The 25,659-nt window shown below is 45.7% G+C and carries 30 protein-coding genes; 11 read left to right on the forward strand and 19 right to left on the reverse strand.

All coding sequences use genetic code 11. From position 1 onward, the window contains the following. Positions 1-2: 2 nt before the first annotated feature. Positions 3-671, reverse strand: a complete 669-nt coding sequence (gene pyrE, locus ICN31_RS08580; protein ID WP_216260450.1) for an orotate phosphoribosyltransferase — start codon at positions 669-671, stop codon at positions 3-5. Positions 672-679: 8 nt separating this feature from the next. Here pyrE and ICN31_RS08585 point away from each other — a divergent pair, with 8 nt between their 5' ends. Further along, entirely contained in the window at positions 680-1,462 is a 783-nt protein-coding gene (locus ICN31_RS08585) for an exodeoxyribonuclease III (protein WP_216260452.1), read from the forward strand. 12 nt (positions 1,463-1,474) lie between these two features. On the opposite strand, the gene ICN31_RS08590 is transcribed toward ICN31_RS08585, so the two are convergent. The 12 genes from ICN31_RS08590 to gatC form a co-directional block, all read right to left on the reverse strand. Continuing rightward, entirely contained in the window at positions 1,475-2,788 is a 1,314-nt protein-coding gene (locus ICN31_RS08590; protein ID WP_370624313.1) for an AmpG family muropeptide MFS transporter, read from the reverse strand. A gap of 4 nt (positions 2,789-2,792) precedes the next feature. Beyond that, on the reverse strand, positions 2,793-3,386 hold the full coding sequence (metW, locus tag ICN31_RS08595; RefSeq protein WP_216260456.1) for a methionine biosynthesis protein MetW: 594 nt from the start codon (positions 3,384-3,386) through the stop codon (positions 2,793-2,795). Further along, entirely contained in the window at positions 3,383-4,522 is a 1,140-nt protein-coding gene (locus ICN31_RS08600) for a homoserine O-acetyltransferase (protein ID WP_216260458.1), read from the reverse strand. The genes metW and ICN31_RS08600 overlap by 4 nt, the downstream gene beginning before the upstream one ends. Beyond that, positions 4,519-5,169 carry a nucleoid occlusion factor SlmA gene (slmA, locus tag ICN31_RS08605; protein ID WP_216260460.1) on the reverse strand — a complete coding sequence of 217 codons (651 nt, stop codon included), beginning with the start codon at positions 5,167-5,169 and terminating at the stop codon, positions 4,519-4,521. Before slmA ends, ICN31_RS08600 begins: the two co-directional genes overlap by 4 nt. An 8-nt stretch (positions 5,170-5,177) precedes the next feature. Beyond that, positions 5,178-6,080, reverse strand: coding sequence for an acetylglutamate kinase (gene argB, locus ICN31_RS08610; RefSeq protein ID WP_216260461.1), 903 nt, complete (start codon positions 6,078-6,080; stop codon positions 5,178-5,180). Between the two features lie 12 nt (positions 6,081-6,092). After that, entirely contained in the window at positions 6,093-6,470 is a 378-nt protein-coding gene (gene dksA / locus ICN31_RS08615) for an RNA polymerase-binding protein DksA (protein ID WP_087908894.1), read from the reverse strand. Positions 6,471-6,693: 223 nt separating this feature from the next. After that, positions 6,694-7,737, reverse strand: a complete 1,044-nt coding sequence (locus tag ICN31_RS08620) for a GTP-binding protein (protein ID WP_216260463.1) — start codon at positions 7,735-7,737, stop codon at positions 6,694-6,696. A gap of 69 nt (positions 7,738-7,806) precedes the next feature. Then, entirely contained in the window at positions 7,807-8,808 is a 1,002-nt protein-coding gene (locus ICN31_RS08625) for a tyrosine recombinase XerC (protein ID WP_216260465.1), read from the reverse strand. Then, complete coding sequence (locus ICN31_RS08630) at positions 8,789-9,463, reverse strand: DUF484 family protein (RefSeq protein ID WP_216260469.1); 675 nt, start codon at positions 9,461-9,463, stop codon at positions 8,789-8,791. The genes ICN31_RS08625 and ICN31_RS08630 overlap by 20 nt, the downstream gene beginning before the upstream one ends. Positions 9,464-9,474: 11 nt before the next feature. Then, the gene (gatB, locus tag ICN31_RS08635; protein ID WP_216260862.1) at positions 9,475-10,944 is read right to left on the reverse strand and encodes an Asp-tRNA(Asn)/Glu-tRNA(Gln) amidotransferase subunit GatB; all 1,470 of its coding nucleotides are present in this window, start codon (positions 10,942-10,944) and stop codon (positions 9,475-9,477) included. Continuing rightward, positions 10,944-12,461, reverse strand: a complete 1,518-nt coding sequence (gene gatA / locus ICN31_RS08640; protein ID WP_216260472.1) for an Asp-tRNA(Asn)/Glu-tRNA(Gln) amidotransferase subunit GatA — start codon at positions 12,459-12,461, stop codon at positions 10,944-10,946. Before gatA ends, gatB begins: the two co-directional genes overlap by 1 nt. Next, on the reverse strand, positions 12,458-12,751 hold the full coding sequence (gene gatC / locus ICN31_RS08645; RefSeq protein ID WP_216260474.1) for an Asp-tRNA(Asn)/Glu-tRNA(Gln) amidotransferase subunit GatC: 294 nt from the start codon (positions 12,749-12,751) through the stop codon (positions 12,458-12,460). Before gatC ends, gatA begins: the two co-directional genes overlap by 4 nt. Before the next feature lie 61 nt (positions 12,752-12,812). Here gatC and ICN31_RS08650 point away from each other — a divergent pair, with 61 nt between their 5' ends. From ICN31_RS08650 to rodA, 5 genes are read left to right on the forward strand one after another with little or no spacing between them, the layout of a single operon-like run. Continuing rightward, positions 12,813-13,856: a rod shape-determining protein gene (locus ICN31_RS08650; protein WP_216260476.1), complete on the forward strand. Its 1,044-nt coding sequence runs from the start codon at positions 12,813-12,815 to the stop codon at positions 13,854-13,856. A 24-nt stretch (positions 13,857-13,880) separates the two neighbouring features. Then, complete coding sequence (mreC, locus tag ICN31_RS08655) at positions 13,881-14,816, forward strand: rod shape-determining protein MreC (protein WP_216260478.1); 936 nt, start codon at positions 13,881-13,883, stop codon at positions 14,814-14,816. After that, the gene (gene mreD / locus ICN31_RS08660; RefSeq protein WP_216260480.1) at positions 14,813-15,337 is read left to right on the forward strand and encodes a rod shape-determining protein MreD; all 525 of its coding nucleotides are present in this window, start codon (positions 14,813-14,815) and stop codon (positions 15,335-15,337) included. The genes mreC and mreD overlap by 4 nt, the downstream gene beginning before the upstream one ends. A gap of 8 nt (positions 15,338-15,345) precedes the next feature. Beyond that, positions 15,346-17,253 carry a penicillin-binding protein 2 gene (gene mrdA, locus ICN31_RS08665; protein ID WP_216260483.1) on the forward strand — a complete coding sequence of 636 codons (1,908 nt, stop codon included), beginning with the start codon at positions 15,346-15,348 and terminating at the stop codon, positions 17,251-17,253. Further along, positions 17,235-18,386, forward strand: coding sequence for a rod shape-determining protein RodA (rodA, locus tag ICN31_RS08670; protein ID WP_216260485.1), 1,152 nt, complete (start codon positions 17,235-17,237; stop codon positions 18,384-18,386). Before mrdA ends, rodA begins: the two co-directional genes overlap by 19 nt. A gap of 85 nt (positions 18,387-18,471) precedes the next feature. On the opposite strand, the gene ICN31_RS08675 is transcribed toward rodA, so the two are convergent. The 3 genes from ICN31_RS08675 to ICN31_RS08685 form a co-directional block, all read right to left on the reverse strand. Beyond that, positions 18,472-18,756, reverse strand: a complete 285-nt coding sequence (locus tag ICN31_RS08675) for an HU family DNA-binding protein (RefSeq protein WP_169709856.1) — start codon at positions 18,754-18,756, stop codon at positions 18,472-18,474. Positions 18,757-18,869: 113 nt separating this feature from the next. Beyond that, positions 18,870-19,235: a hypothetical protein gene (locus tag ICN31_RS08680; RefSeq protein ID WP_216260486.1), complete on the reverse strand. Its 366-nt coding sequence runs from the start codon at positions 19,233-19,235 to the stop codon at positions 18,870-18,872. 263 nt (positions 19,236-19,498) lie between these two features. Further along, entirely contained in the window at positions 19,499-19,795 is a 297-nt protein-coding gene (locus ICN31_RS08685) for a DUF167 domain-containing protein (protein ID WP_216260488.1), read from the reverse strand. Between the two features lie 22 nt (positions 19,796-19,817). On the opposite strand from ICN31_RS08685, the gene can reads away from it, so the two are divergent. The 4 genes from can to ICN31_RS08705 are packed head-to-tail and all read left to right on the forward strand — an operon-like array spanning position 19,818 to position 23,860. Beyond that, on the forward strand, positions 19,818-20,483 hold the full coding sequence (can, locus tag ICN31_RS08690; RefSeq protein WP_216260490.1) for a carbonate dehydratase: 666 nt from the start codon (positions 19,818-19,820) through the stop codon (positions 20,481-20,483). A 7-nt stretch (positions 20,484-20,490) separates the two neighbouring features. After that, positions 20,491-21,390 carry a lipid A biosynthesis acyltransferase gene (locus ICN31_RS08695; RefSeq protein WP_216260493.1) on the forward strand — a complete coding sequence of 300 codons (900 nt, stop codon included), beginning with the start codon at positions 20,491-20,493 and terminating at the stop codon, positions 21,388-21,390. Between the two features lie 47 nt (positions 21,391-21,437). Beyond that, on the forward strand, positions 21,438-22,175 hold the full coding sequence (locus tag ICN31_RS08700) for a pseudouridine synthase (RefSeq protein WP_088525521.1): 738 nt from the start codon (positions 21,438-21,440) through the stop codon (positions 22,173-22,175). 56 nt (positions 22,176-22,231) lie between these two features. Continuing rightward, positions 22,232-23,860 carry a peptide chain release factor 3 gene (locus ICN31_RS08705; protein ID WP_216260865.1) on the forward strand — a complete coding sequence of 543 codons (1,629 nt, stop codon included), beginning with the start codon at positions 22,232-22,234 and terminating at the stop codon, positions 23,858-23,860. Here ICN31_RS08705 and ICN31_RS08710 read toward each other — a convergent pair whose 3' ends face one another. Both ICN31_RS08710 and ICN31_RS08715 read right to left on the reverse strand, forming a co-directional pair. Continuing rightward, a complete protein-coding gene (locus ICN31_RS08710) occupies positions 23,861-24,106 on the reverse strand; it encodes a hypothetical protein (RefSeq protein ID WP_216260495.1) in 246 nt (81 codons plus the stop codon). It abuts the gene before it with no gap. A 25-nt stretch (positions 24,107-24,131) separates the two neighbouring features. Further along, a complete protein-coding gene (locus ICN31_RS08715) occupies positions 24,132-24,362 on the reverse strand; it encodes a DUF2798 domain-containing protein (protein ID WP_216260497.1) in 231 nt (76 codons plus the stop codon). 127 nt (positions 24,363-24,489) lie between these two features. Here ICN31_RS08715 and ICN31_RS08720 point away from each other — a divergent pair, with 127 nt between their 5' ends. Next, a complete protein-coding gene (locus ICN31_RS08720) occupies positions 24,490-24,672 on the forward strand; it encodes a hypothetical protein (RefSeq protein WP_216260499.1) in 183 nt (60 codons plus the stop codon). A gap of 51 nt (positions 24,673-24,723) precedes the next feature. Here the strand turns inward: ICN31_RS08720 and ICN31_RS08725 are convergent, their stop codons facing one another. Next, positions 24,724-25,596, reverse strand: a complete 873-nt coding sequence (locus ICN31_RS08725; protein WP_216260503.1) for a DMT family transporter — start codon at positions 25,594-25,596, stop codon at positions 24,724-24,726. Between the last annotated feature and the right edge of the window lie 63 nt (positions 25,597-25,659).

The raw sequence follows: 25,659 nt of genomic DNA on the forward strand, positions 1-25,659 counted from the left end.
TCTTAGATGCCGTATTGATCTCGATACGCTTTTACTGCAGGCAAGTAATTGGTGAGTTCGGCATCACTAGATGCCATTAAGAAAGTCATCAGGTCGGCTAAGTTCGCTATTGCAATCACTGGCAAACCAAACTCTTCTTCAACTGCCTGAACTGCAGACTTCACACCGATTTCAACTGCATTGCCCGAGCGCTCCATACGATCTAAAGCAATCAAGACTGCAGCAGGCTCAGCACCTGCACCACGTATGAGGTCTACCGACTCTCGGACCGAAGTGCCAGCCGAGATCACGTCATCAATAATCACTACCCTGCCTTTAACGGGAGCGCCAACCAATGAGCCCCCTTCACCATGATCTTTGGCCTCTTTTCGGTTATAGGCAAACGGAATGTTTAAGCCGTTATCTGCTAGAGCAATAGCAGTGGCAGCGGCTAAAGTAATGCCCTTATATGCGGGGCCATAAAGCATATCAAAGGCAATCTTAGATTCTTGTAAGGCTTTCGCGTAGTAACGGCCCAATGCACTTAAGCGTGCGCCATCGTTAAATCCCCCGGCATTAAAGAAATAAGGTGAAAGCCTTCCCGCTTTAGTTTTAAACTCCCCGAAGGACAAAACCTTTGCCTCTAAGGCAAAACGAATAAAGTTATCTTGATTTGAATTATTTGAGCTCATAGGCCTACATGTTACGCATCATTTCCGCGAACCTCAACGGTATCCGTTCCGCAGTCAAAAAAGGCTTCCTGCCATGGGCTATCAAGCAAAAGGCTGACTTTATCTGCATGCAAGAGCTCAAGGCGCAACGTGATGACCTAGAAGACTCCATCCTTAATCCAGATGGTATGCATGGCTTTTTTCACCATGCCGATAAAAAAGGTTATAGCGGCTGTGGTATCTATACCCCCCATAAACCAGATGAAATCTTGTATGGCTATGGCAATGAAGAGTTTGATGCGGAGGGGCGTTATGTCGAGGCTCGCTTTAAAGCGCTATCAGTAATTTCAGTTTATATGCCCTCAGGTTCAAGCTCGCCTGAGCGTCAAGAGGCTAAGTACCGATATCTTGATAGCTTTTTGCCTCACCTCATTGGGCTGAAAAAATCAGGGCGTGAAATCGTACTTTGCGGCGATGTCAATATTGCCCATCATGAAATTGATCTCAAGAACTGGAAAGGCAACCTTAAAAACTCTGGCTTCCTGCCAGAAGAGCGCGCATGGCTCACTAACTTGTTTGATCAGGTTGGCTACGTAGACGTATATCGCAAACTAGAACCTAAAGCTGGGGACTCTTGTTACACCTGGTGGAGTAATCGCGGCCAAGCCTACGCTAAGAATGTTGGCTGGCGCATTGACTATCAGATCAGTACAGCAGGCATTGCTGCTGCGGCCAAGAAAACTAATGTCTACAAGGATGAGCGCTTCTCAGACCATGCCCCACTGACTGTGGACTACGACTGGAAACTGTAATTTAAACCAGCGTTAATCTTTTTTAATCTGAATGATATTGAAATGAATAGTTGCCCAAATGAGCAGCAACACTGGTGCACCAATAATGGCTGTGCCATAGAAAAAGGCTTGGTAACCAAAGCTGTCGACAAATACTCCAGAGAAGCCTGCTAGCCATTTTGGCAACAACAACATCATCGAGCTAAATAGGGCGTACTGAGTAGCTGAGTAGCGAATATTCGTGAGTGCTGACAGGAAAGCAATAAATGCAGCACTAGCAATCCCTGAGCTTAAATTATCAGCAGATATAACCCAAATCAAACCATGCAAATCATGACCTTGAGTTGCCAACCAAGCAAATAAGAGGTTGCTGACTGACGATAACACTGCGCCCAAAAATAAAATCTTTAGAACACCAAATCGTAAGGTGAGAACACCGCCAACAAAAGCACCAACTAAGGTCATTACCACGCCGAAGACTTTACTCACTGCCGCAACTTCGTCTTTGGTATAGCCCATGTCAACATAAAAAGGGTTGGCCATAATGCCCATCACCACATCACTAATGCGATAGATGGCAATTAAGGACAAAACTAATACTGCGTGCCAGCGATAGCGCGTCAGAAACTCAGCAAATGGCTCAATCAAAGTTTGATATAACCACGCTTTAACATTGCGAGCTTTTGGCAAATCAATTTTCACCGGCTCTTTACTTAATAAAGTAGTAATCACACCCACACTAATCGATGCAGCCATACATAAATAAGCGAACTGCCAAGCGCCTGCATCATAACCAGAGCCTGTCTCTGCCCGGGCAGCAAGCCAGAGAACGCCTGCACCAGACCAGATCAAAGCAAGACGATATCCTGTTTGGTAAGTAGCGGCTAAGGCTGCCTGATGATCGCTATTGGCTGATTCAATCCGAAACGCATCTAATGCAATATCTTGGGTAGCCGAACCAAATGCCACTAATAGCGAGCACCAAACTATGGAGTTCAGCGCAATTTTGGGATCCAGAGTAGACATCCCCACAAGACCCAAAATGATGAGTGCCTGCGCAAATAGTAACCAGCTGCGACGGCGCCCGAATAATTTTGTTAAGAAAGGGATTTGTAAACGATCAACGAGTGGAGCCCATACCCACTTGAATGCATAAATCAGACCAACCCAAGTTAAATAGCCAATCGTGCTGCGATCAATCCCAGCTTCGCGTAACCAAAAGCTTAAAGTTCCAAGAATCAGTAGTAGTGGAAGGCCAGCAGAAAAGCCAAGGAACAGCATTCGAAGACATGGCCATTCGAGATAAACCCGAAAATCAGCAAGCCACGACTGAACCGCTTTCAGCACGGCTCTATGCGCTGCGAACGCGGAAAAGTGCCAAACTGCCAAAGAAATTAGGCATCAAGGTAACTTGCCGCCCATCATGCAAGATGCATTGGTCAATTACCTGTAAACCAAGATTTGAGGCTAGCTTCTCAAAGTCTTCTACGGTAAGCACGCGGACATTCGGCGTGTTGTACCACTGATATGGCAAGCTCTTTGACACTGGCATGCGACCAAGCCCTACTGCCAAACGATGTGACCAATGGCCAAAGTTTGGAAAGGACACAATTGATTCTTTACCAACGCGTACCACTTCACGCAAGATCTTTTCGGTCTGATGAATCGTTTGTAATGTTTGCGACAGCACTACGGTATCAAAGCTATCGTCATCAAAAAGTGCTAAGCCGCCCTCTAAGTCTTGCTGAATCACGTTGAGGCCTTTTTGTACGCAAGCAAGAACACGTACATCATCAATTTCTACCCCATAGGTATGGACAGGTTTTTGGTTTTGCAAGAACTGCAAAAAGCTACCATCGCCACAACCTAAGTCAAGCACCTGACTATTAGGGGCAATCCAATTAGCAATTGCTGCGAAGTCTGCGCGCGTAATTAGAGCAGTCATGATTGAGCTCCCAGCATTTGCGCAAAATACGCTCTAACCAAATTGTGATAGCGCCCATCATCTAATAAAAATGCGTCATGTCCATGAGGGGCATCAATCTCTGCATAAGTCACTTCACTCTTATTGCTTAATAAAGATTGCACAATCTCACGACTGCGATTAGGAGGGAAACGCCAGTCTGTTGAGAAACTCACCACTAAGAATTTAGCTTGCACTTCAGCCAAAGTACGGTTCAGACTGCCACCATAGCGACGGGAGGGATCGAAGTAATCTAAGGCGCGCGTGATCAGGAGGTAAGTATTGGCATCAAAGTAAGTTGAAAACTTATCTCCTTGATGACGCAAGTAGCTTTCTACCTCAAACTCAACATCAAAGCTAAAGCGATAGTCATTCGATTCGCCATTAGGGCGCTGTAAATCGCGTCCAAATTTTTCAGCCATGTCATCGTCAGATAAATAGGTGATATGGCCAACCATACGGGCTAAACGTAAGCCACGCTTTGGTACTACACCATGCTCGTAATAATTGCCCCCATGAAAATCAGGGTCTGACAAAATAGCATTGCGTGCTACCTCGTTAAATGCAATATTTTGCGCACTTAGTTTTGGTGTTGATGCAATCACAACACAATGCTCTAAGCGCTTTGGAAACTGAATCGCCCAAGCCATTGCCTGCATACCGCCCAGGCTTCCACCCATGACCGCAGCAAATTTCCGAATACCCAATTTATCTGCAAGGCGCGCCTGGGTATTCACCCAATCCTCAACGGTGACCACGGGAAAGTCCGCGCCATAAGGCTTGCCAGTTTCTGGGTGGTTGCTCATAGGCCCAGTAGAGCCGAAGCAAGAGCCTAAATTGTTTACCCCAATAACAAAAAAATGATTGGTGTCTACAGGCTTGCCAGGCCCAATCATATTATCCCACCAACCGATATCCTTTGGATCATCAGGACTGGGACCGGCTACATGATGTGATGCATTGAGTGCATGACAAACTAATACTGCATTACTTTTATCTGCATTGAGCTTGCCATAAGTTTCAATGACTAAATCATAGGCAGATAGAATGGCGCCACTCTGCAAAGGCAGGGGCTCGGCAAAATGGATAGTATTTCTAGAGAGGTGTAGCTCGCTCATTCTGAAAGGAGGATGCGCAAACTAATATCAGAGGCTTCAGTTGGCAATTTCTTAAAGCCACTGCGGGCAAATCGATGCCAACGACCCAAAACAAAACTCATCAACATCGCAGCACGAATACTAACCTCTTCTTGACCAACCCCAGCCCAGGCGCCACCTTGGGTTTGGGCAATACGCAGTGATTGCTTTAAGGATGCTTCAACACGATCTAAGACCTGAGTAATACGCTCTTGTAAACGATCATCCTCTTGCAACAAAGCATCGCCCAGAAGAACCCTAGTCATACCCGGATTTTTTTCAGCAAAGAACAGCAACATTTGCAAAATTCCACGCGCCTGAGCAAGACCAGATTCTTCTTTTTGATTAATCTGATTGATCAAACCAAAAACCGTTTGCTCGATAAAAGAAATCAGCCCCTCGAACATCTGCGCTTTACTAGCAAAATGACGATAAAGTGCAGCTTCAGATACTTGAATTTTTGCTGCCAAGGCTGCCGTTGTTACACGCTCGCCTTTGGGGTTTTGCAGCATCTCCGCAAGCACTTGCAAAATCTGTAAGCGACGCTCTCCAGGCCGGGGACGCTTACGCGTCTTACCAGCATCAGCACTGCTGTCGTTGATATCTGCTGGCTCTAAAGATTGACGCATGTATTTGCTTACCTTGAACGAATCATCGTACCGAATGCTTGCTCGGTCAAAATTTCTAGCAGCAAAGAATGCTCAATACGTCCATCAATGATGTGTACTGAATTCACTCCGCTCTTCGCAGCATCTAATGCAGAAGAAATCTTAGGCAACATGCCTCCAGAAATCGTGCCATCCGCAAATAAAGCGTCAATCTCTTTTGCAGTGAGATCGGTGAGGAGCTTGCCATCTTTGTCCATTACCCCAGGGATATTGGTCATCATGACCAATTTCTCTGCATGCAAAATTTCAGCCATCTTGCCAGCCACTAAGTCTGCATTGATGTTGTAGGCCTGACCCTCTTCGCTAAAGCCAATTGGGGAAATCACCGGAATAAAGGCATCGTCTTGCAAGGCCTTTACAACCGCAGGATTAATGGCTTCAATCTCACCCACAAAACCTAAATCAATTTTTTTACCAGGATCTTTTTCACTAGGCACCAGCATTTTCCTGGCATGAATTAAGCCGCCATCTTTACCAGTCAAGCCAACCGCCTGACCGCCAAATTGGTTAATCAGCATCACAATATCTTGTTGCACTTCACCGCCAAGAACCCATTCCACTACTTCCATAGTTTCTTCATCGGTAACGCGCATACCCTGAATAAAACTTCCGGTCTTGCCAATCTTTTTCAAGGCCTCGTCAATTTGTGGGCCGCCGCCGTGAACAACAACAGGATTCATGCCGACCAATTTGAGCAGGATGACATCGCGCGCAAAACTTTCTTTGAGGCGCTCCTCAATCATAGCGTTTCCGCCATACTTAATCACAATAGTCTTACCGTGATATGAGCGGATATATGGCAAAGCTTCAGCCAGAATCTGCGCCTTTAATAAAGGCGAGATATCGCTAAGAGTAGGTAAATGCTTGGTCATCGCAAATAAAAGTTATTCGCCAAATAATTTTTGACGTAGTTCACGACGCTCTTGAGCCTCAAGAGATAAATTGGCTGTAGGCCTTGCAATTAAACGGTTTAAGCCTATTGGCTCACCAGTTTCTTCACACCAACCATAGTCACCAGACTCAATACGGGCCAAAGCTTGCTCAACCTTTTTCAGCAACTTACGCTCACGGTCCCGCGTACGCAATTCCAAGGCATGCTCTTCTTCAATGGTTGCACGATCTGCAGGATCAGGCACCAAAATATTTTCGCGAAGATGTTCGGTAGTCTCCGAGGCATTCTTCAAAATATCTTCCTTAAGGGTTAGTAACTTTTGACGGAAAAAGTCTAACTGCGCAGCACTCATGTAGTCCTTATCGGACATCTTCAGTAATTCTGCTTCTGTTAAGGGCGCACCTTTTACAGTCTTGGTACTCGCAGCTTTACTGTTAGCTTTTGTAGCGGCTGCTGGTTTTGTTGCTGTTTTTACCGTCATCTCATTCTTTCCTAGATTTGAAGCATTATTGCCTCATTCTGCCAAACTTTTACCGTGCTTTAATCAATATTTTTTAATATCGACCGTGGCGGCGGATTGTACCCGAAACTTCCTATACCAAACATCCCTCAAGCCCTGCCAGTAGGGTGTCCTTAGGTAAATCAATGCCTATGAAGACCATACGGGTTTGCTTAGGCTCGGTACCCCATGGACCAGCCATATCGCTACCCATCATTTGATGAACCCCCTGGAACACCACTTTTCGGTTACTTCCCTTCACATAGAGCACGCCTTTATAGCGCAGCATCTTTTCACCAAAGACCTCCAGAATGCCTCCCAGGAAGTCTTCCAGCTTATTGTGATCAAAGGGTTTATCGCTACGAAAAACAAAGGACTGAATGCGGTCTGTGTGCCCTGCGTGTCCATGATGATGGTGATCGTGGCTATGGTCGTGCCCACAGGTGCTGTGGTCATGATCATGGCTGTGGTCATGACCGTCTTGTTCCAAAAAATGCGGGTCTATATCTAGCTTGGCATTGAGGTTAAAGCCCTTCAGATCTAGCACTGCATCAAGAGGCACAACCCCTTTAGTAATCCCAGTAATGGGGGCTCTTGGGTTCATGCGCATCAAGCGATTACGCAAAGCCTCAACCTCAGCAGGCGTTACTAGATCAGTCTTTGTAATGAAAATCTGGTCGGCAAAGCCCACTTGGCGCTGGGCCTCTTCATGCTCAGTTAACTGATGAGGACCATGCTTAGCATCCACCAAGGTCACAACAGCATCCAGAACGTAATGGTCGGCAACATCGTCATCCATAAAGAAGGTTTGGGCTACTGGGCCAGGATTAGCTACGCCAGTCGTTTCAATCACAACACGATCAAAGCTAATCTTCTTATCCTTGCGCTGTTCCCAAAGCTCATTGAGCGCCTCAACTAAGTCACCACGAATGGTGCAACAAATACAACCGTTGCTCATCTGCACAATATTTTCTTGGTTGTCTTGAACCAAAATATCGTTATCGATATTCTCCTCGCCAAACTCATTTTCAATCACAGCAATTTTTTTACCATGCTGCTCGGTCAAAATATGCTTAAGCAAAGTTGTTTTGCCGCTTCCCAAGAAGCCCGTCAAAATGGTTACCGGAATTAATGCCATGAATGATCCAATCAAAATCTAGAAGTAATGCTTGCCCAAAGCGGGAAACCCACTATCTTACCGAGTTCCTCAAGCTTTACCAGCCTTGGCACGGGGATGCGCTTTATCGTATGCCTGAGCAAGGTGCTGAAAATCTAAAGACGTATAAATCTGGGTGCTAGAAATACTGGCATGCCCCAGCATTTCTTGAACAGCCCGCAAATCTTGGGAGGATTGCAAGACATGGCTAGCAAAGCTATGGCGCATCATGTGTGGGTGTACGTGGGTAGGTAGTCCTGCACGCATAGCTAAAGTACGTAGGCGCGCCTGAACCGTGCGTGGCGATAAGCGCTTACCAGTTGCCGATAGAAAAAGGGCATTCGATTGCTCAGCATAACTACTGCTATTGCGAATTTCCCTCCAGACATTGAGAGACTGCATTGCTGGAGCGCCAACCGGCACAGAACGTCTTTTGCCGCCCTTTCCCAAAACGGTAACTTCAGCAGCATCCCAATCTAACCAACCCGCAGACTCCTGTTGGCGATCTTTACTTTGCATCACATCAATTCCCAACAGCTCAGATAGACGTAAGCCCGAGGAATAGAGTAAATCAATGATGGCCGCATCTCGAATCGATTCCAAATCTTTTTTCTCTTCCGCCTCTTTGACGGCTTGGCTCACCAAGGAAAGAGCCTGCTCAACCGACAAGGCTTTTGGTAAAGACTTTAGGCGCTTAGGCGCCTTGACATCATCAACTGGATTAGCCACTAGATTGCCAGTCACCTTGCCAGCATGAGCATCTCGCCTCGCATCTTTCTCGGTGAGCCAGTGATACCAACCACGCCAGGCTGAAAGTGCCCTCGCAATGCTTCTAGAAGATTTACCTTTGGAATGTAAACGGCCCGCCCAACGACGCACATGACCATTACCAACTTTCAATAAATCAATAGAGTCTTCAAGAGCAAAATTTTGTAGATCCCCAAGATCCATGCCATACGCCTTGAGTGTATGCGGCGAGAGTTGGCGCAATACGTGCAACTCGTGCAAATACTCTTGCACGAGAGGGTGAAGATCAGTCGCTGGTAATTTCATATGCCTGGATACGATCCAAAGCTGCTGCGGTGAGCTCTGCAATCTGGCGTAAATAGAAGGCGCCCATATCTGCAGTAAAACGAGTTTCATCTTTGCTAGCTAGCAATAAAACTGCGGGGGATTGGCTAACGCCTATGCTTTTGCCAAGCGGCAAACCAATAGCCACCATACTTTGCCAGCCTGGATCAATGGTGGCTTGACTCGCTAGTAAATCCACGCTCGCAGCTGCAAGCTCTTTAGCTGAACCGCACAAGGGTGTATCAATCCAAGGGCCAAATGCAGAATTTGGTGATAGTAATTGTGCAGACTCAACCTCAAACACCTCAGCCAATCCAGAAGTAATTGCGCCTTCAACATCCGCTTTATTATTTGCCTTCATTAAACGCAATAACCAAGCAACTAAGCTTTGTTGGGTTTTATCATTACGACTACCAAAATGCAGCATCTCACTTAATCGACGATTGAGCTCTTGGTTTTGAGTGCGTAGCACCGTCATTTGACGCTCTTGCAATGAGATCGCACGATCCTCATGTGGATGCTTAAGACGAATCTCATTAAAAAGATCTGCATAGCGCTCAAAAAAGCCTGGCGTTGCTCTAAGCCACTCAGCCACCAACTCTTCTTGTTCGGCCTGCTTTGGATCTATTGCACTCATCTATTTCTTTCTTAACTTAGTTTTTTACGCAAGAGTTCATTTACTTGGCCTGGATTAGCTTTGCCCTGAGAAGCTTTCATAATCTGCCCAACAAGGGCATTGAATGCCTTCTCTTTGCCAGAGCGAAACTCTTCCACTGACTTTTGATTAGTGGCGAGCACTTGATCGATGATGGTTTCTAATGCTCCGCTATCGCTAATCTGCTTGAGGCCTTTGGCATCAATCACTTGGTCGACAGTGCTAATCGCCTTGCCAGCAACAGCCTCATCCCACAAAATTGCAAAGATATCTTTGGCAATCTTGTTAGAGATGGTGCCATCAGCCACGCGTGTCAGCAAAGGCGCTAAGTGCACAGCTTTCAGTGGCGCATTTCCAGTCGCAATTCCCGCACGATTTAGAGAAGAAGCAAATTCACCTGCGATGAGATTTGCAGCAGACTTAGCCAGAGGTTTACCTACGATTGCTAGCAACTCTTCAAATACTTTTGCAGTATCGCGATCTTGAGTCAGTAGCTGTGCGTCGTAAGCGCTCAAGCCATAGTCTGCCTGCCATTGCTCGCGCAGTTGCGCAGGAAGCGCTGGCATCTGATTGCGAACTTGTGCAACCCACGCATCATCAATAACGACCGGCAACAAATCAGGGTCTGGAAAATAGCGGTAGTCGTTAGCATCTTCTTTACTACGCATACTCCGTGTTTCACCACGGTCAGGATCATAGAGGCGGGTTTCTTGAATAACGGTGCCACCGTCTTCGATTAATTCAATTTGGCGGCGCACCTCATATTGAATAGCCTCTTCTAGAAAGCGGAAAGAATTCAGGTTCTTGATCTCACAACGAGTGCCAAACTCTGCCTGCCCTTTAGGCCGTACGGATACGTTGGCATCGCAACGGAAAGATCCTTCTTGCATATTGCCGTCGCATACTCCTAGCCACACCACCAGGGTATGCAATGCCTTGGCATAAGCCACAGCCTCAGCAGCACTGCGCATGACTGGCTCGGTCACAATCTCCAGAAGCGGTGTGCCCGCACGATTTAAGTCAATACCGCTAGAAGGCTCCCCATGGGGGCCAATAAAGCCTTCCTCGTGAACGGATTTACCAGCATCCTCTTCCATATGAGCGCGAGTTAATTCGACAACCTTTACTTCATCACCGACCAAAATTTCTAGATGGCCTCCAATTACCACAGGAAGATCCATCTGGCTAATTTGATAGCCCTTGGGCAGGTCTGGATAAAAATAATTTTTACGGGCAAAAATACTGAGGGGCGCAATCTTTGCGCCAACAGCTAATCCAAAACGAATGGCATGCTCAACCGCTTGACGATTGAGGACTGGCAATACTCCTGGTAAAGCCAAATCCACTGCGCATGCTTGCGTGTTAGGTTCTGCGCCAAAGCGTGTGCTTGCGCCACTAAATATTTTGGATTGTGTTTGTAACTGTGCGTGGGTCTCTAGACCAATAACGACTTCCCAATGCATCATGCCACCTCACTAGCTTGTCGCAAATGCCAATCCGTAGCTTGCTGATATTGATGTGCCACTTGCAATAAGCGCGCCTCAGAAAAATAATTGCCAATGAGTTGCATACCAATCGGTAAATTATCGACATTAAATCCACACGGCGAACTCATTGCTGGAAGTCCAGCCAAATTCGTTGAGAGCGTATAAATATCTTCTAAATACATCTGCACTGGGTCTTTTGACTTCTCCCCCAAGCGCCATGCCACATCAGGCGCAACAGGCCCAAGGATCACATCACACTCATTAAATGCGGCCTGAAAATCTGCCGCAATAATGCGACGAATTTTTTGTGCTTGCAAATAATAAGCATCGTAGTAGCCATGACACAGAACATAAGTTCCAATCATGATGCGGCGCTTTACTTCAGCTCCAAAACCTTCAGTGCGAGACTTCTGATACATATCAGCAAGATCTTTATACTCACTAGCGCGATAGCCATAACGGACGCCATCAAAACGACTCAAGTTACTCGAAGCTTCTGCTGGCGCTAAAACGTAATACACCGGGATGGAGAGCTTGGTTTTAGGCAAGCTCACTTCAACTAATTTTGCGCCTAAACTTTCCAAAGTCTTTGCAGCCTCATTGACTGACTTAGCAACATCGTTTGCTAGACCTTCAGCAAAAAATTCTTTAGGCAAGCCAATGCGAAGGCCATCAAGGGGTTTAGCAGAATTCGCATTACCTGCTTGCCAACTTTGGTTGAGGTAACGTCCGTAGTCTTCACCAGAGTCAGCAAGCGAAGTAGAGTCGCGCTGATCATGTGATGACATTGCAGAAAGAACTAGAGCACAGTCCTCGGCGGATTTGCCCAGAGGGCCGGCCTGATCCAATGAAGAAGCGTAAGCAATCATTCCATAACGAGAAACGCGGCCATAGCTGGGCTTAATACCGGTCAATCCACAAAATGCAGCTGGTTGGCGAATTGAACCACCGGTATCGGTGCCAGTTGCAATCGGAGCTAAGCCAGCGGCAACCGCAGCAGCGGAGCCGCCAGAGGACCCGCCAGCAACACAGGCAACATTCCAGGGGTTGAGGACTGGGCCATAGGCTGAGTTCTCATTAGAAGACCCCATGGCAAATTCATCCATATTGGTCTTGCCAAGACAAACCATTCCAGCGCCATGAGGATTGTTTTCATCGGGGATACCGAGATTGGCAACCACAGTAGCATCAAAGGGGCTTTGGTAAGCGGCCAAGATTTTAGAGGCAGCTGTTGTCTTCCAGCCACGGGTGACGAAGACATCTTTATGGGCAATTGGAATTCCGGTTAACCTGCCTGCTTTGCCAGAAGCAATTAGCTTATCTGCTTTAGATGCTTGCTCTAAGCTTAAGTGAGCATTCACATCTATGTAAGCATTCCACCGCTTTCCAGCCTCAATTCGGTCTAAAAAGTACTGAGTAAGCTCTTTACTGGACACTTCTTTTGCAGCTAGTGATTTGGCCATGAGGGAGATCGGGGTGTTGTGCCAACTCATTCAATGACCCTCGGTACCAAGAAATAACCATCTTGCTGGGCGGGGGCAGAAGTCATGTTCTCCTTACGGTGATCAGACTCGCTAACTTGATCAACGCGCATTGGTTGAGCTAAATCACGCAAAAATAGGATTGGGTGAGCAAGCGGCTCCAAGCCAGTGGTATCAACAGCCTGCATTTCCTCAACCAGAGAAAAAATAGCCTGAAACTGAGGCAAGACTGCCTCAGCTTCTGCCTGACTTAACTCAAGCCTAGAAAGGTGCGCAATGCGCTGGACATCTTCAAGATTCATGGGGCGCTAGAGTATCATTCCTATATAAATTTATTAACAACTTCTATTTTCCCACTACATCATGTTTGGTTTTTTCCGCAGCTACTTTTCCAATGACCTAGCCATCGACCTAGGAACCGCCAACACCCTAATTTATATGCGTGAGCGGGGTATTGTCCTCGATGAGCCCTCGGTTGTAGCAATTCGCCAAGAAGGTGGCCCAAACGGCAAAAAGACCATTTTGGCTGTCGGCAAAGAGGCAAAAGCGATGTTGGGTCGTGTTCCAGGGAATATTGAGGCTATCCGCCCAATGAAGGACGGCGTTATTGCCGATTTCACCATTACCGAACAAATGCTCAAGCAATTCATCAAACTTGTGCATGAAAGCAAATTATTAAAGCCTAGCCCACGCATCATCATTTGCGTTCCTTGCGGCTCTACTCAAGTTGAGCGTCGTGCAATTCGTGAATCCGCACTAGGTGCTGGTGCATCGCAAGTATTTTTGATTGAGGAGCCAATGGCTGCCGCAATCGGATCTGGTCTACCAGTTTCTGAAGCAGCAGGCTCAATGGTGGTTGATATTGGTGGCGGCACAACTGAAGTTGGCGTGATGTCATTAGGCGGCATGGTTTATAAAGGCTCCGTACGTGTTGGTGGCGATAAGTTTGATGAGGCGATTACCAATTACATTCGTCGTAACTACGGCATGTTGATTGGCGAACAAACTGCCGAGTTGATTAAGAAAACAATCGGCTCTGCTTTTCCTGGCGCTGAAGTGCGTGAAATGGAAGTAAAAGGCCGCAATCTTTCAGAAGGTATTCCACGCAGCTTCACCGTTACTAGCAATGAAATTCTCGAAGCGTTAACAGATCCACTAAATCAAATCGTGACTGCGGTTAAAGCAGCCCTTGAGCAGATACCCCCTGAGTTGGCCGCTGATATTGCAGAGCGCGGCATGATGCTTACTGGCGGCGGAGCTTTATTGCGAGACCTTGATCGCCTCTTTCTTGAAGAAACTGGCTTACCAATACACATAGCAGAAGATCCTTTAACTTGCGTGGCTCGTGGTTGCGGTATTGCTCTTGAGCGCATGGATAAGTTAGGCGGAGTGTTCTCGCACGAGTAAGCGACATACACGTCGATCAGGGAATTGCAACATAGCGCTCCACCACTTTTCAGACAGGGCATTCCGGCCTTACTTAAACTGATTGTCTGTCTGTCAATCAGCATCGCTCTGATGCTGATTGATTTTCGTTTTAAGGCGCTTGATCCGATTCGGAATAATCTGAACTGGCTTTTGCGCCCGCTTGAATATGTCATGATGGCGCCTCGCAATACTTTCGAAGCGGCTTCAGAATATTTCACCACTCGCTCGACGCTTGATCAAGAAAATCAGGTAATGAAAGTGCGCCAAGCAGAACTCTCATTGCTTGCCAATCAATCCGAGTTCTTAATGATAGAGAATCAAAATTTACGCGAGTTGATGGCACTACAAAAACAAGTGCCCTTCAAAACTCTGCCAGTAGAAATTCTGTTTAATCCGCCCAATCCCATTTCACAGCGCATTGTGATCAACCGTGGCAGCAATGATGGCTTAAAGCTTGGTAACCCCATTGCCAATGATTCCGGCGTCCTTGGCCAAGTAGTTCGCCTCTATGAGCGCTCTGCTGAGGTCTCCTTGCTGGAGGATAGAGACTTTGCTGTGCCCGTTCAAGTCGCCCGCAATGGCTTGCGTGCTGCTGTTTTTGGGGCGGGACGTGGTAACCCATTGGAACTGCGCTATTTGCCCGTCGCCAGCGATCTAGAGGTTGGCGATATATTGTTAACCTCCGGAATCGATGGCGTCTATCCACCAGGATTTGCTGTTGCGGTCATTAGCAAAATTGAACGCAATGCCGATAAAAACTCATCTAATGTATTTTGCGTACCAGTGGCCGCAGTGAATCGCTATCGCCAAGCATTAGCTTTTTTGTATGATCCGCAGTTCGACGCTAAAGCACCAACGATTAACAATACATCAAGTACTGGTCCGGCAACAACCAATACTCCTGGCCGTCGCCAAACTCGTGCGCGAGGAATGCAATGATTGATTTCCAAAGCGGCTATATATTGCGTCCGGTCAATCCGGCCTTCATTTATTTCAGCCTGTTTTGTGCGCTGCTATTAAATCTTTTGCCAATTGGCAACTATGGATGGGTACCAGACTGGCTCATTCTTTGTATTGTGTTTTGGAATATTCATCAACATCGTTATGTTGGGGTGATATGGGCGTTTAGCTTAGGACTGTTAATAGATGTCCACAACTCCGATCTTTTGGGTCTGCATGCCTTTAGCTATGCACTAGTTGCATATATAGCCATCTCTTGGCATAGGCGGATTGTGGCGCTGGCCGTTCTATCGCAAGCACTCCATTTACTGCCGATCTTCTTGCTAGTTTCTTTATTTCCAGTCTTAGCGCACTGGGTACTCAGCGGAGATATTTATTGGTGGGCTTTAACAGGCACTATTCAGGCCATTATTGAGGCGATGCTTTGGCCGCTAGCAACCCGCATATTGTTGGCGCCTCAACGTCGTCCCATTGACGTCGACCCTAATCGGCCGCTCTAAGAAGCTGTATGGTTTCTTTTAAAAAACCAAACCTCGACTCATTTCAAGAGCGCATCCATATTGCGACTTTGTTCGTCACATTTTGTTTTTTGCTTTTAGTCACTCGCTTGGTATGGCTACAGCTTTTTAGCCACGGCAAGTATGCTTTGCTAGCCGAAAGTAATCGTATCGCTCTAGTGCCTGCCCCAGCCAATCGCGGCCTGCTCATTGATCGCAACGGTATCGTAATTGGCCGAAACTACTCTGCACTCACCCTGGACGTCAACGCTGAACAGCTTAAGGGCAATGTTGACCAACTGATTAACGAGCTTTCTGAAATTGTGGATATTTCGCCCAAGGATCGGCGTAATTTCAAACGCTACCTAGAAGACTCCAGAAATATGGGTACATTTCCTTTGCGCTCCATGCTCAATGAGGCCGAAACTGCACGTTTTATGGCGAATCGATATCGTTTTCCAGGGGTAGAGATCCGCGCCAGAAGCTTTCGAGAGTATCCCTATAACGAGTTAGGCTCTCATCTGATTGGCTATATTGGTCGGGTTTCTCAAAAGGATAAGGAGCGCATGCAAGCTGAAATCGAGGGGGCTAAAGTGGATGACCCAGATGCATTGCAAGCTTCTTTTTTATCGGGCATTCAATACGTTGGCAAGATTGGTTTAGAGCAAAGCTACGAAACTGTTCTGCGGGGTGTGCCTGGATATGATCAAGTAGAAATTACTGCCGGCGGAAAACCTGTAAGGACACTTTCTAGCTCGCCCTCAGTACCCGGTAAAAATGTTGTGCTCTCTGTTGATATCAAATTACAGTACTTAGTAGAGCAACTCTATGGCAATTTCCGCGGCGCTTTTGTTGCAATAGAACCTGAAACTGGCGATATCTTGGCATTTGTCTCCAAACCTAACTTCAATCCCAATGATTTCGTTGAAGGCATTGACTCGGTAACCTGGAAAGAGCTTAATGACTCTCCCCAGAAACCGCTCTATAACCGTCCACTCAAAGGTATTTATCCTCCAGGATCAACCTATAAGCCTTTTATGGCGCTAGCTGCTTTGGAGACTCAAAAGCGTACGCCTTCGCAAACAATTTCTGATCCAGGCTTTTTTGATTTTGGTAATCACACCTTCCGCGATGATAAGAAAGGTGGTCACGGCATCGTTGATATGCAAAAGTCAATTGTTGAATCTTGTGATACGTATTACTACCTTCTTGCTCGCGATATGGGCGTCAATATGATGCATGACTTCATGAAGCCATTGGGCTTTGGTCAGATCACTGGCATTGATTTACAAGGTGAATCTAGAGGCGTATTGCCATCAACCGAGTGGAAAAAAAATACCTTCAAAAAGCCTGAGCAGCAAAAATGGTACGAAGGTGAAACGATTTCTTTGGGTATTGGCCAAGGGTATAACGCCTTCACCATTTTGCAATTGGCACACGCAATGGCAAACGTAGCGAATAACGGCATTGTGATGAAGCCCCACTTAGTAAAAGCAATTGAAGATCCATTTACTCGTAATAGGGTCTTAACTACGCCAAAAGAAAGCTATCGCATCGCGCTGAACCCAGAAAATATTGAGCTCATCAAAAAAGCGATGGTTGAGGTAAATGTTTCTGGAACAGGTACAGCAGCTTTTAAGGGTGCGGGATACGTTGCTGGAGGTAAGACTGGTACCGCTCAAGTCTTTAGCCTGAACTCAAAAGAATATAAGCACAGCTCTACAGCAGAATTCTTGCGAGATCATGCTTTATATATTGCGTTTGCCCCCGCAGACAAACCCACCATCGTCATTGCTATGGTGGTTGAAAATGCAGGCTTTGGTGCGCAATGGGCTGCACCGATTGCGCGTAAAGCATTGGACTACTACATTGAGGGCAAATGGCCTAAGGAGATTCCCGAGTGGAAAAGAGCCCCTTAAACAAAATTAAAAGTGTGTTCTTCAGCATATTTGCTGGGCTAGATCGCCAGCTAGGCCTTATTTTGCTTGGATTAGCAGCTATTGGCTTTTTTACATTTTTATCTGCAAGCCAAAATACCCCCGTACAAATCGCTGATGAGTTACGCAATCTAGCGCTCTCATTCATGGTGATGTGGATTGTTTCTCGCATTCCACCCAAGTGGTTAGAGATGGGCGCTGTTTGGATTTATGGCTTTGGTGTTGCACTATTGATTGCGGTAGCTGTATTTGGATTAATTAAAAAAGGCGCGCGTCGCTGGCTCAACATTGGCATTGTGATTCAGCCATCTGAAATCATGAAAATTGCAATGCCGCTGATGCTTGCGTGGTACTTCCAAAAGCGCGAAGGCATTCAGACGGCCTGGGACTACGCAGTAGCGGCAATTATTTTGGCTATTCCAGTCTTCCTAATAGCACGTCAGCCAGATTTAGGTACTGCACTCCTCGTTTTTGCGGCTGGTCTTTACGTCATCATCCTAGCCGGCCTACCATGGAAGTGGATTCTACCTTTTGTGGGCATTGGTGTTATCGGTATTCTGCTCATTATCATTTTTGGCAGCACAATTTGTGCGAATGATGTTGTCTGGCCCCTTGTACATAACTATCAAAAGCATCGTGTTTGTACTTTGCTAGACCCCAATAGCGACCCCCTTGGAAAAGGCTTTCATACCATCCAGTCGATGATTGCAATCGGCTCTGGTGGATTTTTTGGTAAGGGCTGGTTTCAAGGGACCCAAGCACATTTGGAGTTTATTCCAGAAAAACATACTGACTTTGTATTTGCAGTTTTTTCGGAAGAGTTTGGCTTACTTGGCAATTTGATATTAATTGCTTTGTTCTTTGCATTGATTAAAAGAGGCTTAGCAATCTCAGCAAGTGCGCCAAACTTATTTACGCGCTTGCTAGGCGCTGCTGTAACTCTCATTTTCTTTACTTATGCGTTTGTGAACATTGGCATGGTCAGTGGCTTACTACCGGTTGTTGGAGTTCCGCTACCCTTTATTAGTTATGGCGGTACCGCCTTGGTTACTCTTGGGTTTGGGGCAGGCATATTGATGAGCATTCATCGCCATCGTCGCCTAGTACAGAGCTAATTCAAAACTACTACTGTGATGATGTAAATTCTTCAGGAAATAAAAAAGCCCGGCATACCGGGCTTTTTTATCAACAAAGAAGAAATTACTTCTTACGTTTGTTAACTGAGTCTTTAAATGCTTTGCCAGCTGAAAACTTAACAGTTTTAGCGGCGGCGATTTTGAGTGGCTCACCAGTTTTTGGATTGCGGCCCATACGCGCAGCACGTTTACCAGATGAGAATGTCCCGAAACCGATCAGTTGTACTGAGTCGCCTTTAGTAACAGCCTTGATAATTGTGTCGATAGCAGAATTCAGTGCAAATTCAGCCTTTGCTTTAGAGATCTCGGCGTCGTCAGCAATTGCTGCGATTAGTTCGGCTTTGTTCAAGTGAAGCTCCTTATAGATATTGATGTCAGCGCACATTACGCTTACATGATTTTAACCACAAAAAATTACAAAAATAAATCTGCGTTACATTAATTTTTTATTACTACTACAAATTAATCATCCAAAACGACTATATCGGAAACAAAATATTCAGTATCCCCAAAACAGCTTGTTGGCAAACCAATGTGCTGTTCGTATTTTAGAGCTACTTTTTTACCTAGATTAGCATTTATTTTTTGCGCCACAGCATCTTCACGCACCGTAAAGAGGAATTTTTCTGACATGGTGCCAGGCATTGAAACCATGGCCAACTCACCTTCCCAGGTTTTGCATAAATAGCCTCGGTTGGAGAATTTTTGTATATATCCCGCTCTTTCGCCGCTTCCATAGCTCCAAGTTAGCATGATCCAAGTATAGACAGAAATACCCACTAACCCAATTAAAACAAGGCTTAAGAGCCACTTTGTAAACCTATTCATACGATCATCCTTGATCTATGTTCACATCAACCCTGGCGGGGCATCTAAACCTAACCTCATCAAGTATATGAGCATCCCCGAGTAAGAAATAGTCTATTAGTGTTCTACAGACAAATTAAATTGCGGGCGCTTACAGGACATCGGCAAGTTCCACACAAATTTTTCACATCCTCTTATTCAGTTTTGGAGCCTCTGCTCTTGATATTTGTTGGGTAGGCAAACGGGTCTTAATTTCAGGAATTAATATGCGATGTTCTGAAGGCTTAGGGTTTAAGGGCCTGAATGATTTGTTCGGGGCTAATAGGGCCCCAGACTTCAAGCCTCTTCTGCCTGCTATTTTGTCCAGAAATGAACTGAATCTGCTTTTGGGGCACCTTTAACTGCTTCGAAAGCCAGGCCAATAGCAGCTCATTGGCCTTGTTTTCTGAGGCGGGAGCCTGAAGAGAAATTTTGAGATAGCCATCATGCAAGCCCACCACTTTAGTGATCTTTGCACCAGGCTGACAATGCAGATTCAACGTAATTCCGTTGGGGGTTTGTTTTAACCAAATAGGTGTCATTAAAGTACTTTAAACTTAAACCATGATTATGAAGAGCTCCAAAACGCTAGATCACCTATTTGCAAGCAATCGCGACTGGGCTGAAGGGATGATTGCCAAAGATCCTGATTTCTTTAAACGCTTAGTAAATCAACAGGCTCCAGAATACCTCTGGATTGGTTGCGCTGATAGCCGCGTACCGGCCAATGAAATTGTTGATCTGATGCCCGGCGAGCTTTTTGTTCATCGCAATGTTGCTAACGTTGTTGTTCATACCGACTTAAATTGTTTATCTGTTATTCAGTTCGCCACTGACTTGCTGAAAGTAAAACATATCATAGTAGTTGGGCATTATGGTTGTGCTGGCGTGCATGCGGCACTTAGTGATCGTCGCGTAGGCCTTGCTGACAATTGGTTGCGGCACGTTAAAGACGTTCATCAAAAACATGAACGCTATTTGGGAGAAGTGTTACCTACACCCAAACGCCAAGATCGTTTGTGTGAATTGAATGTGATTGAACAAGCGGTTAATGTGTGCGAGACCACCATTGTTCAAGATGCTTGGGCCCGCGGCCAAGACCTCACAGTACACGGCTGGGCATATCGTCTTGATACAGGAATCGTTAAAGATTTAGGAATGTCCTGCAGCTCAATTGAAGAGATGGAAGTGTGCTACAAAAAAACCTTAACTCGTTACGACGCTGAGTAAATCGCATTTGCTCAAATCTCTTGCTAATCATTTAGTAGTTGCCTTTCTTAAGCTACTATCCATCCTGCCCTATAAGCTTTTAGTGTCCATTGGATATGGTTTGGGCTATATCGCCGCAAACATTCCTGGAGACCGAAACCGGGTAGTAAAAACAAATCTACATCTATGCTTCCCGGAGCTCAATACAAGCGAAATTGATCTTTTGACCAAGCAACACTGGCGCTTGCTTGGTCGCAGCCTAGTTGAGAAAAGCATTATTTGGTTGGGCAGTAAAAAACAGCTGAGTGACATGATTGAGGTGAAATCCGCCGTTGATCTAACGAGTAGAAAGCCTCGAATTTTAGTCAATATGCATTTCACTGGAATTGAAGGCAGCATCATTTTGAGTGCGCTTGCAAAACAGCATCATTGGCCTCGCACTTCAGGATTTTTTCAGAGAATGAAAAGTCCATTCTTCAACCAAAAAATTATTGAATGGCGCAATCGTTTTGGCGGAAACTCAATTGATCGGCAGGGTAACTCGAAACAAATCATTCGAGAAATTCGCAATGGAGATTTCATCATCATTGCCCCAGACATTGATCTTGGCACAAAAGACTCTGAGTTTGTCCCCTTCTTTGGGATTGAAACCAATACCGTTACTACGGTATCTCGTTTAGCAAAGATTACGGGTGCTGATGTTTGTATGATGACCACCACTCTAAAGGCGGATGAGTCTGGCTACCTTTGTGAAATCAAAGAACCCTTGCAAGACTTTCCTGGGGTCGATCCTAAAACAGACACTGCTCGCTTAAACCAATATTTTGAAAAAGAAATTCGCCTTCGTCCCGCTGAATACTATTGGGTCCATAAGCGGTTTAAAAATCCTCCCGGCAATAAAACCAACCCTTACGACCCATCTATCTAAAAAGTTGCTTTAGCGCCTATTTCGCACAATTGCCCGATAATATAGGCATGGAAGATAAAGTACGTGTTTCGAAACTATTGTCTGAGCTGGGGCTATGTTCACGTCGTGAAGCAGACTCCTATATTGAGCAAGGCTTAGTCACCGTAGATGGCGAAGTGGTCAACGAGCTTGGTGTGCGCGCTTATCGCCATCAAAAGATTGAATTGCAATCTGGTGCCAAAGTCCAGCAAGCTTCTCGTATTACTGTCATTCTGAATAAACCTGTTGGCTATATCTCGCACTTTGATGATGAGCAAGAATACCAACCAGCCGCCTCTTTAATTACGCCCGATAACTACTTTGCTAGCCCGCTTGATAAAGGCCGAAATCCCCGATTCAACACTAAAGGTCTGGCACCTGCAGGCAGGCTAGATATCGACTCCACTGGATTGCTGGTACTAACCCAGGATGGTCGAATCGCTAAATTATTGATTGGCGAAAATAGTCCCATTGAAAAAGAATACTTAGTTCGCGTTGAAGGCGCGCTTTCTTTTGAAGACTTGGATCGTCTTAAACATGGTCTATCTTTGGATGGGGTCACGCTCAAGCCCGCACAGGTGAGCTGGCAAAATGAAGATCAACTCCGCTTTGTATTACGCGAGGGGCGCAAGCGTCAGATTCGTAGAATGTGTGAAATGGTTGGACTCAAGGTCATTGGTTTGAAGCGCGTCAGAATAGGTCGGATTTCATTGGGGCCCCTGCCCCCAGGACAATGGCGATTTGTAAGGCCAGAAGAGCAATTCTAAATAAGTCCACACGCTTATAATTGCGTCCAAACTAGATTAATAAGCGCAGAATTACCATCGATACCACTACCTCCAGCACTCCAGCAGCAGAAGTATTAAGACGCCGCAGCTTTGCCATCATTTCTCACCCAGATGCTGGCAAGACCACGCTCACTGAAAAATTATTACTTTACGCTGGTGCAATCCAAATTGCTGGTAGCGTTAAAGCCCGCAAAGCAAGTCGGCACGCAACCTCTGACTGGATGGAAATTGAGAAGCAGCGCGGTATCTCTGTCGCAAGCTCTGTGATGCAGATGGAATACCGTGACTGCATCATCAATCTACTTGATACCCCAGGCCACCAAGATTTTTCTGAAGATACTTACCGCGTTTTAACAGCAGTAGATTCTGCCTTGATGGTGATTGATGCGGCCAATGGTGTCGAATCACAAACCTTGCGCCTACTTGAAGTCTGTCGTGCTCGCAACACGCCTATTGTCACCTTCATTAATAAGATGGATCGCGAAGTAAAGCCTCCCATGGAATTAATAGACGAAATTGAGACTGCTCTTGGGATCGAGGTTGTACCCTTTACCTGGCCAGTAGGCATGGGTAAATCTTTTGCAGGCGTCATTGATATCGCCAATATGCGCATGCGTATGTTCAAAGCAGGTGAAGATCGCGTTACTGAAGACTCTCATGCTGTAATTGACGTAAATGATCCAGCACTTAAAGAACGTCTAGGCTCCGATCTAGAAAGCGCCTTGGCAGAAGTAGCGCTGATTAAAGAAGCTATGCCTGCGTTTGATCGCGAAGCCTTCCTAGCAGGCCGCCAGTCCCCAGTATTTTTTGGCTCAGCTATTAATAATTTTGGCGTGCGAGAAATCTTAAATACGCTAGTTGAACTTGCGCCATCACCGGGATCACGTAAAGCGCTTCAACGAGAAGTCAGTCCTGCTGAAAATAAATTCTCTGCCGTAGTTTTTAAGATTCAAGCCAATATGGACCCAGCACATCGTGACCGCGTAGCATTTTTACGTATCTGTTCAGGGCATTTTCAGCGCGGTATGAAATTAAAGATTTGTCGTAATAACAAAGAAGTACGCACCAACAATGCATTATCTTTTCTTTCGCAAAGACGTGATATTTTGGACGAAGCATTTCCGGGCGACATTATTGGCCTACCGAATCATGGATTGCTGCGCTTGGGTGACACACTTACTGAAGGTGAGCAGCTGCAATTTACTGGTCTGCCGTTTTTTGCCCCTGAAATTTTTCGCATGGTTGAATCCGCAGATCCCTTGCGCTCCAAGCAGCTCAGAACTGGTCTCATGCAACTTGGCGAAGAAGGTGCTATTCAGGTCTTCCGCCCCATGGCTGGCGGAATAATGCTCCTGGGGGCTTTTGGTCAGCTGCAATTTGAGGTTGTAAGCCATCGACTACAAACCGAATATGGCGCTGAAGTGCGCCTGCTGCCTGCGCGCTATAACTTAGCTCGATGGGTGAGCTCAGATGATCCTGTTGCTTTGAAAAAATTTACTCAAGAAAATATTCATCGCATGGCAGAGGACATTGTAGGTGCATCGGTTTTCCTCGCCTCCCATAAGTCAGAGCTTGATGTAGCTCAACAACGTTGGGAATCTATTCAATTCCACGCTCTAAGAGAACACGCCGGCCTAATTTATCAATCTGATTTAGCTGGTTAATTATTTGCTTTTGCTCTGCGGTAACTTACAGTCAAAAACTGCAACCAATTGTGTATCACTATTTCTAAAAGATGCAATTTTGCCGTATTGCGCACAATAGTCGCTTGCCTTCTGAGTTAATTGCCCAATAGACTCGCCGCTACTATTCAAAAAAGTAACATGATTTGCATCAGATGCATCTGTATAGACTGCTGCACAAGCGCTCAAAAGAGCCAAACAAAATACTCCGGAAACATAGATCTTCATACAAAGCATTCCTCATTATTCACTACTAGCTGGACTTAATCTTCTTAACAATTTCTTCAGTTAGATTGCTAGCAAGCGGCCTATAAACCAAAATGCAAACAATAGCGACAGGATAGGCTATCGACCAAACTTCTATCCATGCAAAAAAGAAGTTGGCTGTAGGCCCATCACGTACGAATGTGGTTACAAAAGTGATGCTTGAAGACATCAGAAAACCCATCACCAGAGAGAAGATGACATTTGGAAGATTAATCATGCCTTAATCATAGCGCCTGAACTTTTAAGCTGTTATTCTGAACTGTGATCACTATTGTGCGCCCTAGATAGGGGGATCTCTTGAGCATCCCTCTTGAATTCATCATTTCATCAATCTAGGAAAACTCATGGCTGCAGGCCAAAACCAAAGAAATAGAAAAAACGACCCCATGCTCACCAAAACAGGCAAACCACGTCTTGGGCCATTAAACGCTACTCAGCTCAATAAATTGCTGGAGGCTAGCAACAAGCCAAAAGAGAAAAGCAAGATCTTGCGAGCAATTCAGAAACAAGCCGTTGTTGCTGTATAAATACCAAGCCCCGAAATATCGGGGCTTTTTTAATTGGGGATCAAAAAGCATTTAAGCCCTCTTGACCAACATCCTCTTTCCTAAGACAACAGTGTAGACCACCAAGAAGGCGAAAACTAAATTCATGATTGTGAGCGAATCACCAAGCAAAATACTTGCCACTACAAGAGTGCAGAATGGTTGTGTTAACTGAACTTGACTCACCCGCGCAATCCCACCAACAGCAAGCCCTTCGTACCAGAAGAAGAAGCCAATAAACATCGAAAATAGGCTTAAGTATAGAAAACAAGACCAGGCTGTAGGGCCCGCATAAATGTACTGCGTGTTAAATGTGACATAGCTCATCACGATATTGACCGGCAGCGAAATCACAAGCGCCCAAGAAATGACAGAGCGTGGATTCATCTTTCTGGATAGCTCTCCACCCTCTACATATCCGACACAAGCACAAATACCCCCGACCACTAATAGCCCATCTATGTAGGTGAAGTCTCCGGAGCTTTTGAGTAAGGCATAAACTACCACCAACCCTGCTCCCAATAAAGAAACAAGCCAAAAACCGAGGGAAGGTCTTTCTTTAAAACGAATTACGCCAATGACTGTTGAAGCCAAGGGCATCATGCCCAAAATAACCGCACCATGGGAAGAAGATCCTTCGACCATGGCGATGGTCGTAAAAATTGGGAAGCCGAAAATTACCCCAAGAGCAATTACTACAAACTTAGCAAAATCAGCCTTAGATGGCATGATTTCCTTTTTATATAGCAGATAGGCCAAAGCAACCGAACCTGCAAGCGTAGCCCTCCCAAATGCAATGAAGTATGGGTCAAAGCTCAAAACTGCAATCTTGCTGACTGGCAAAGTCAAACTAAAAATCAGAATGCCAATAAAGCCAATCAGCATCCCCTTGGTTTCTTTATTCACTATCGACCTTTATCTATAAAAGTCATTGTATTGGCAAAGCCATGGCACCGATCATTAGCCCTT

Source organism: Polynucleobacter sp. UB-Piko-W3 (genome assembly GCF_018881635.1).
GTDB lineage: Bacteria > Pseudomonadota > Gammaproteobacteria > Burkholderiales > Burkholderiaceae > Polynucleobacter.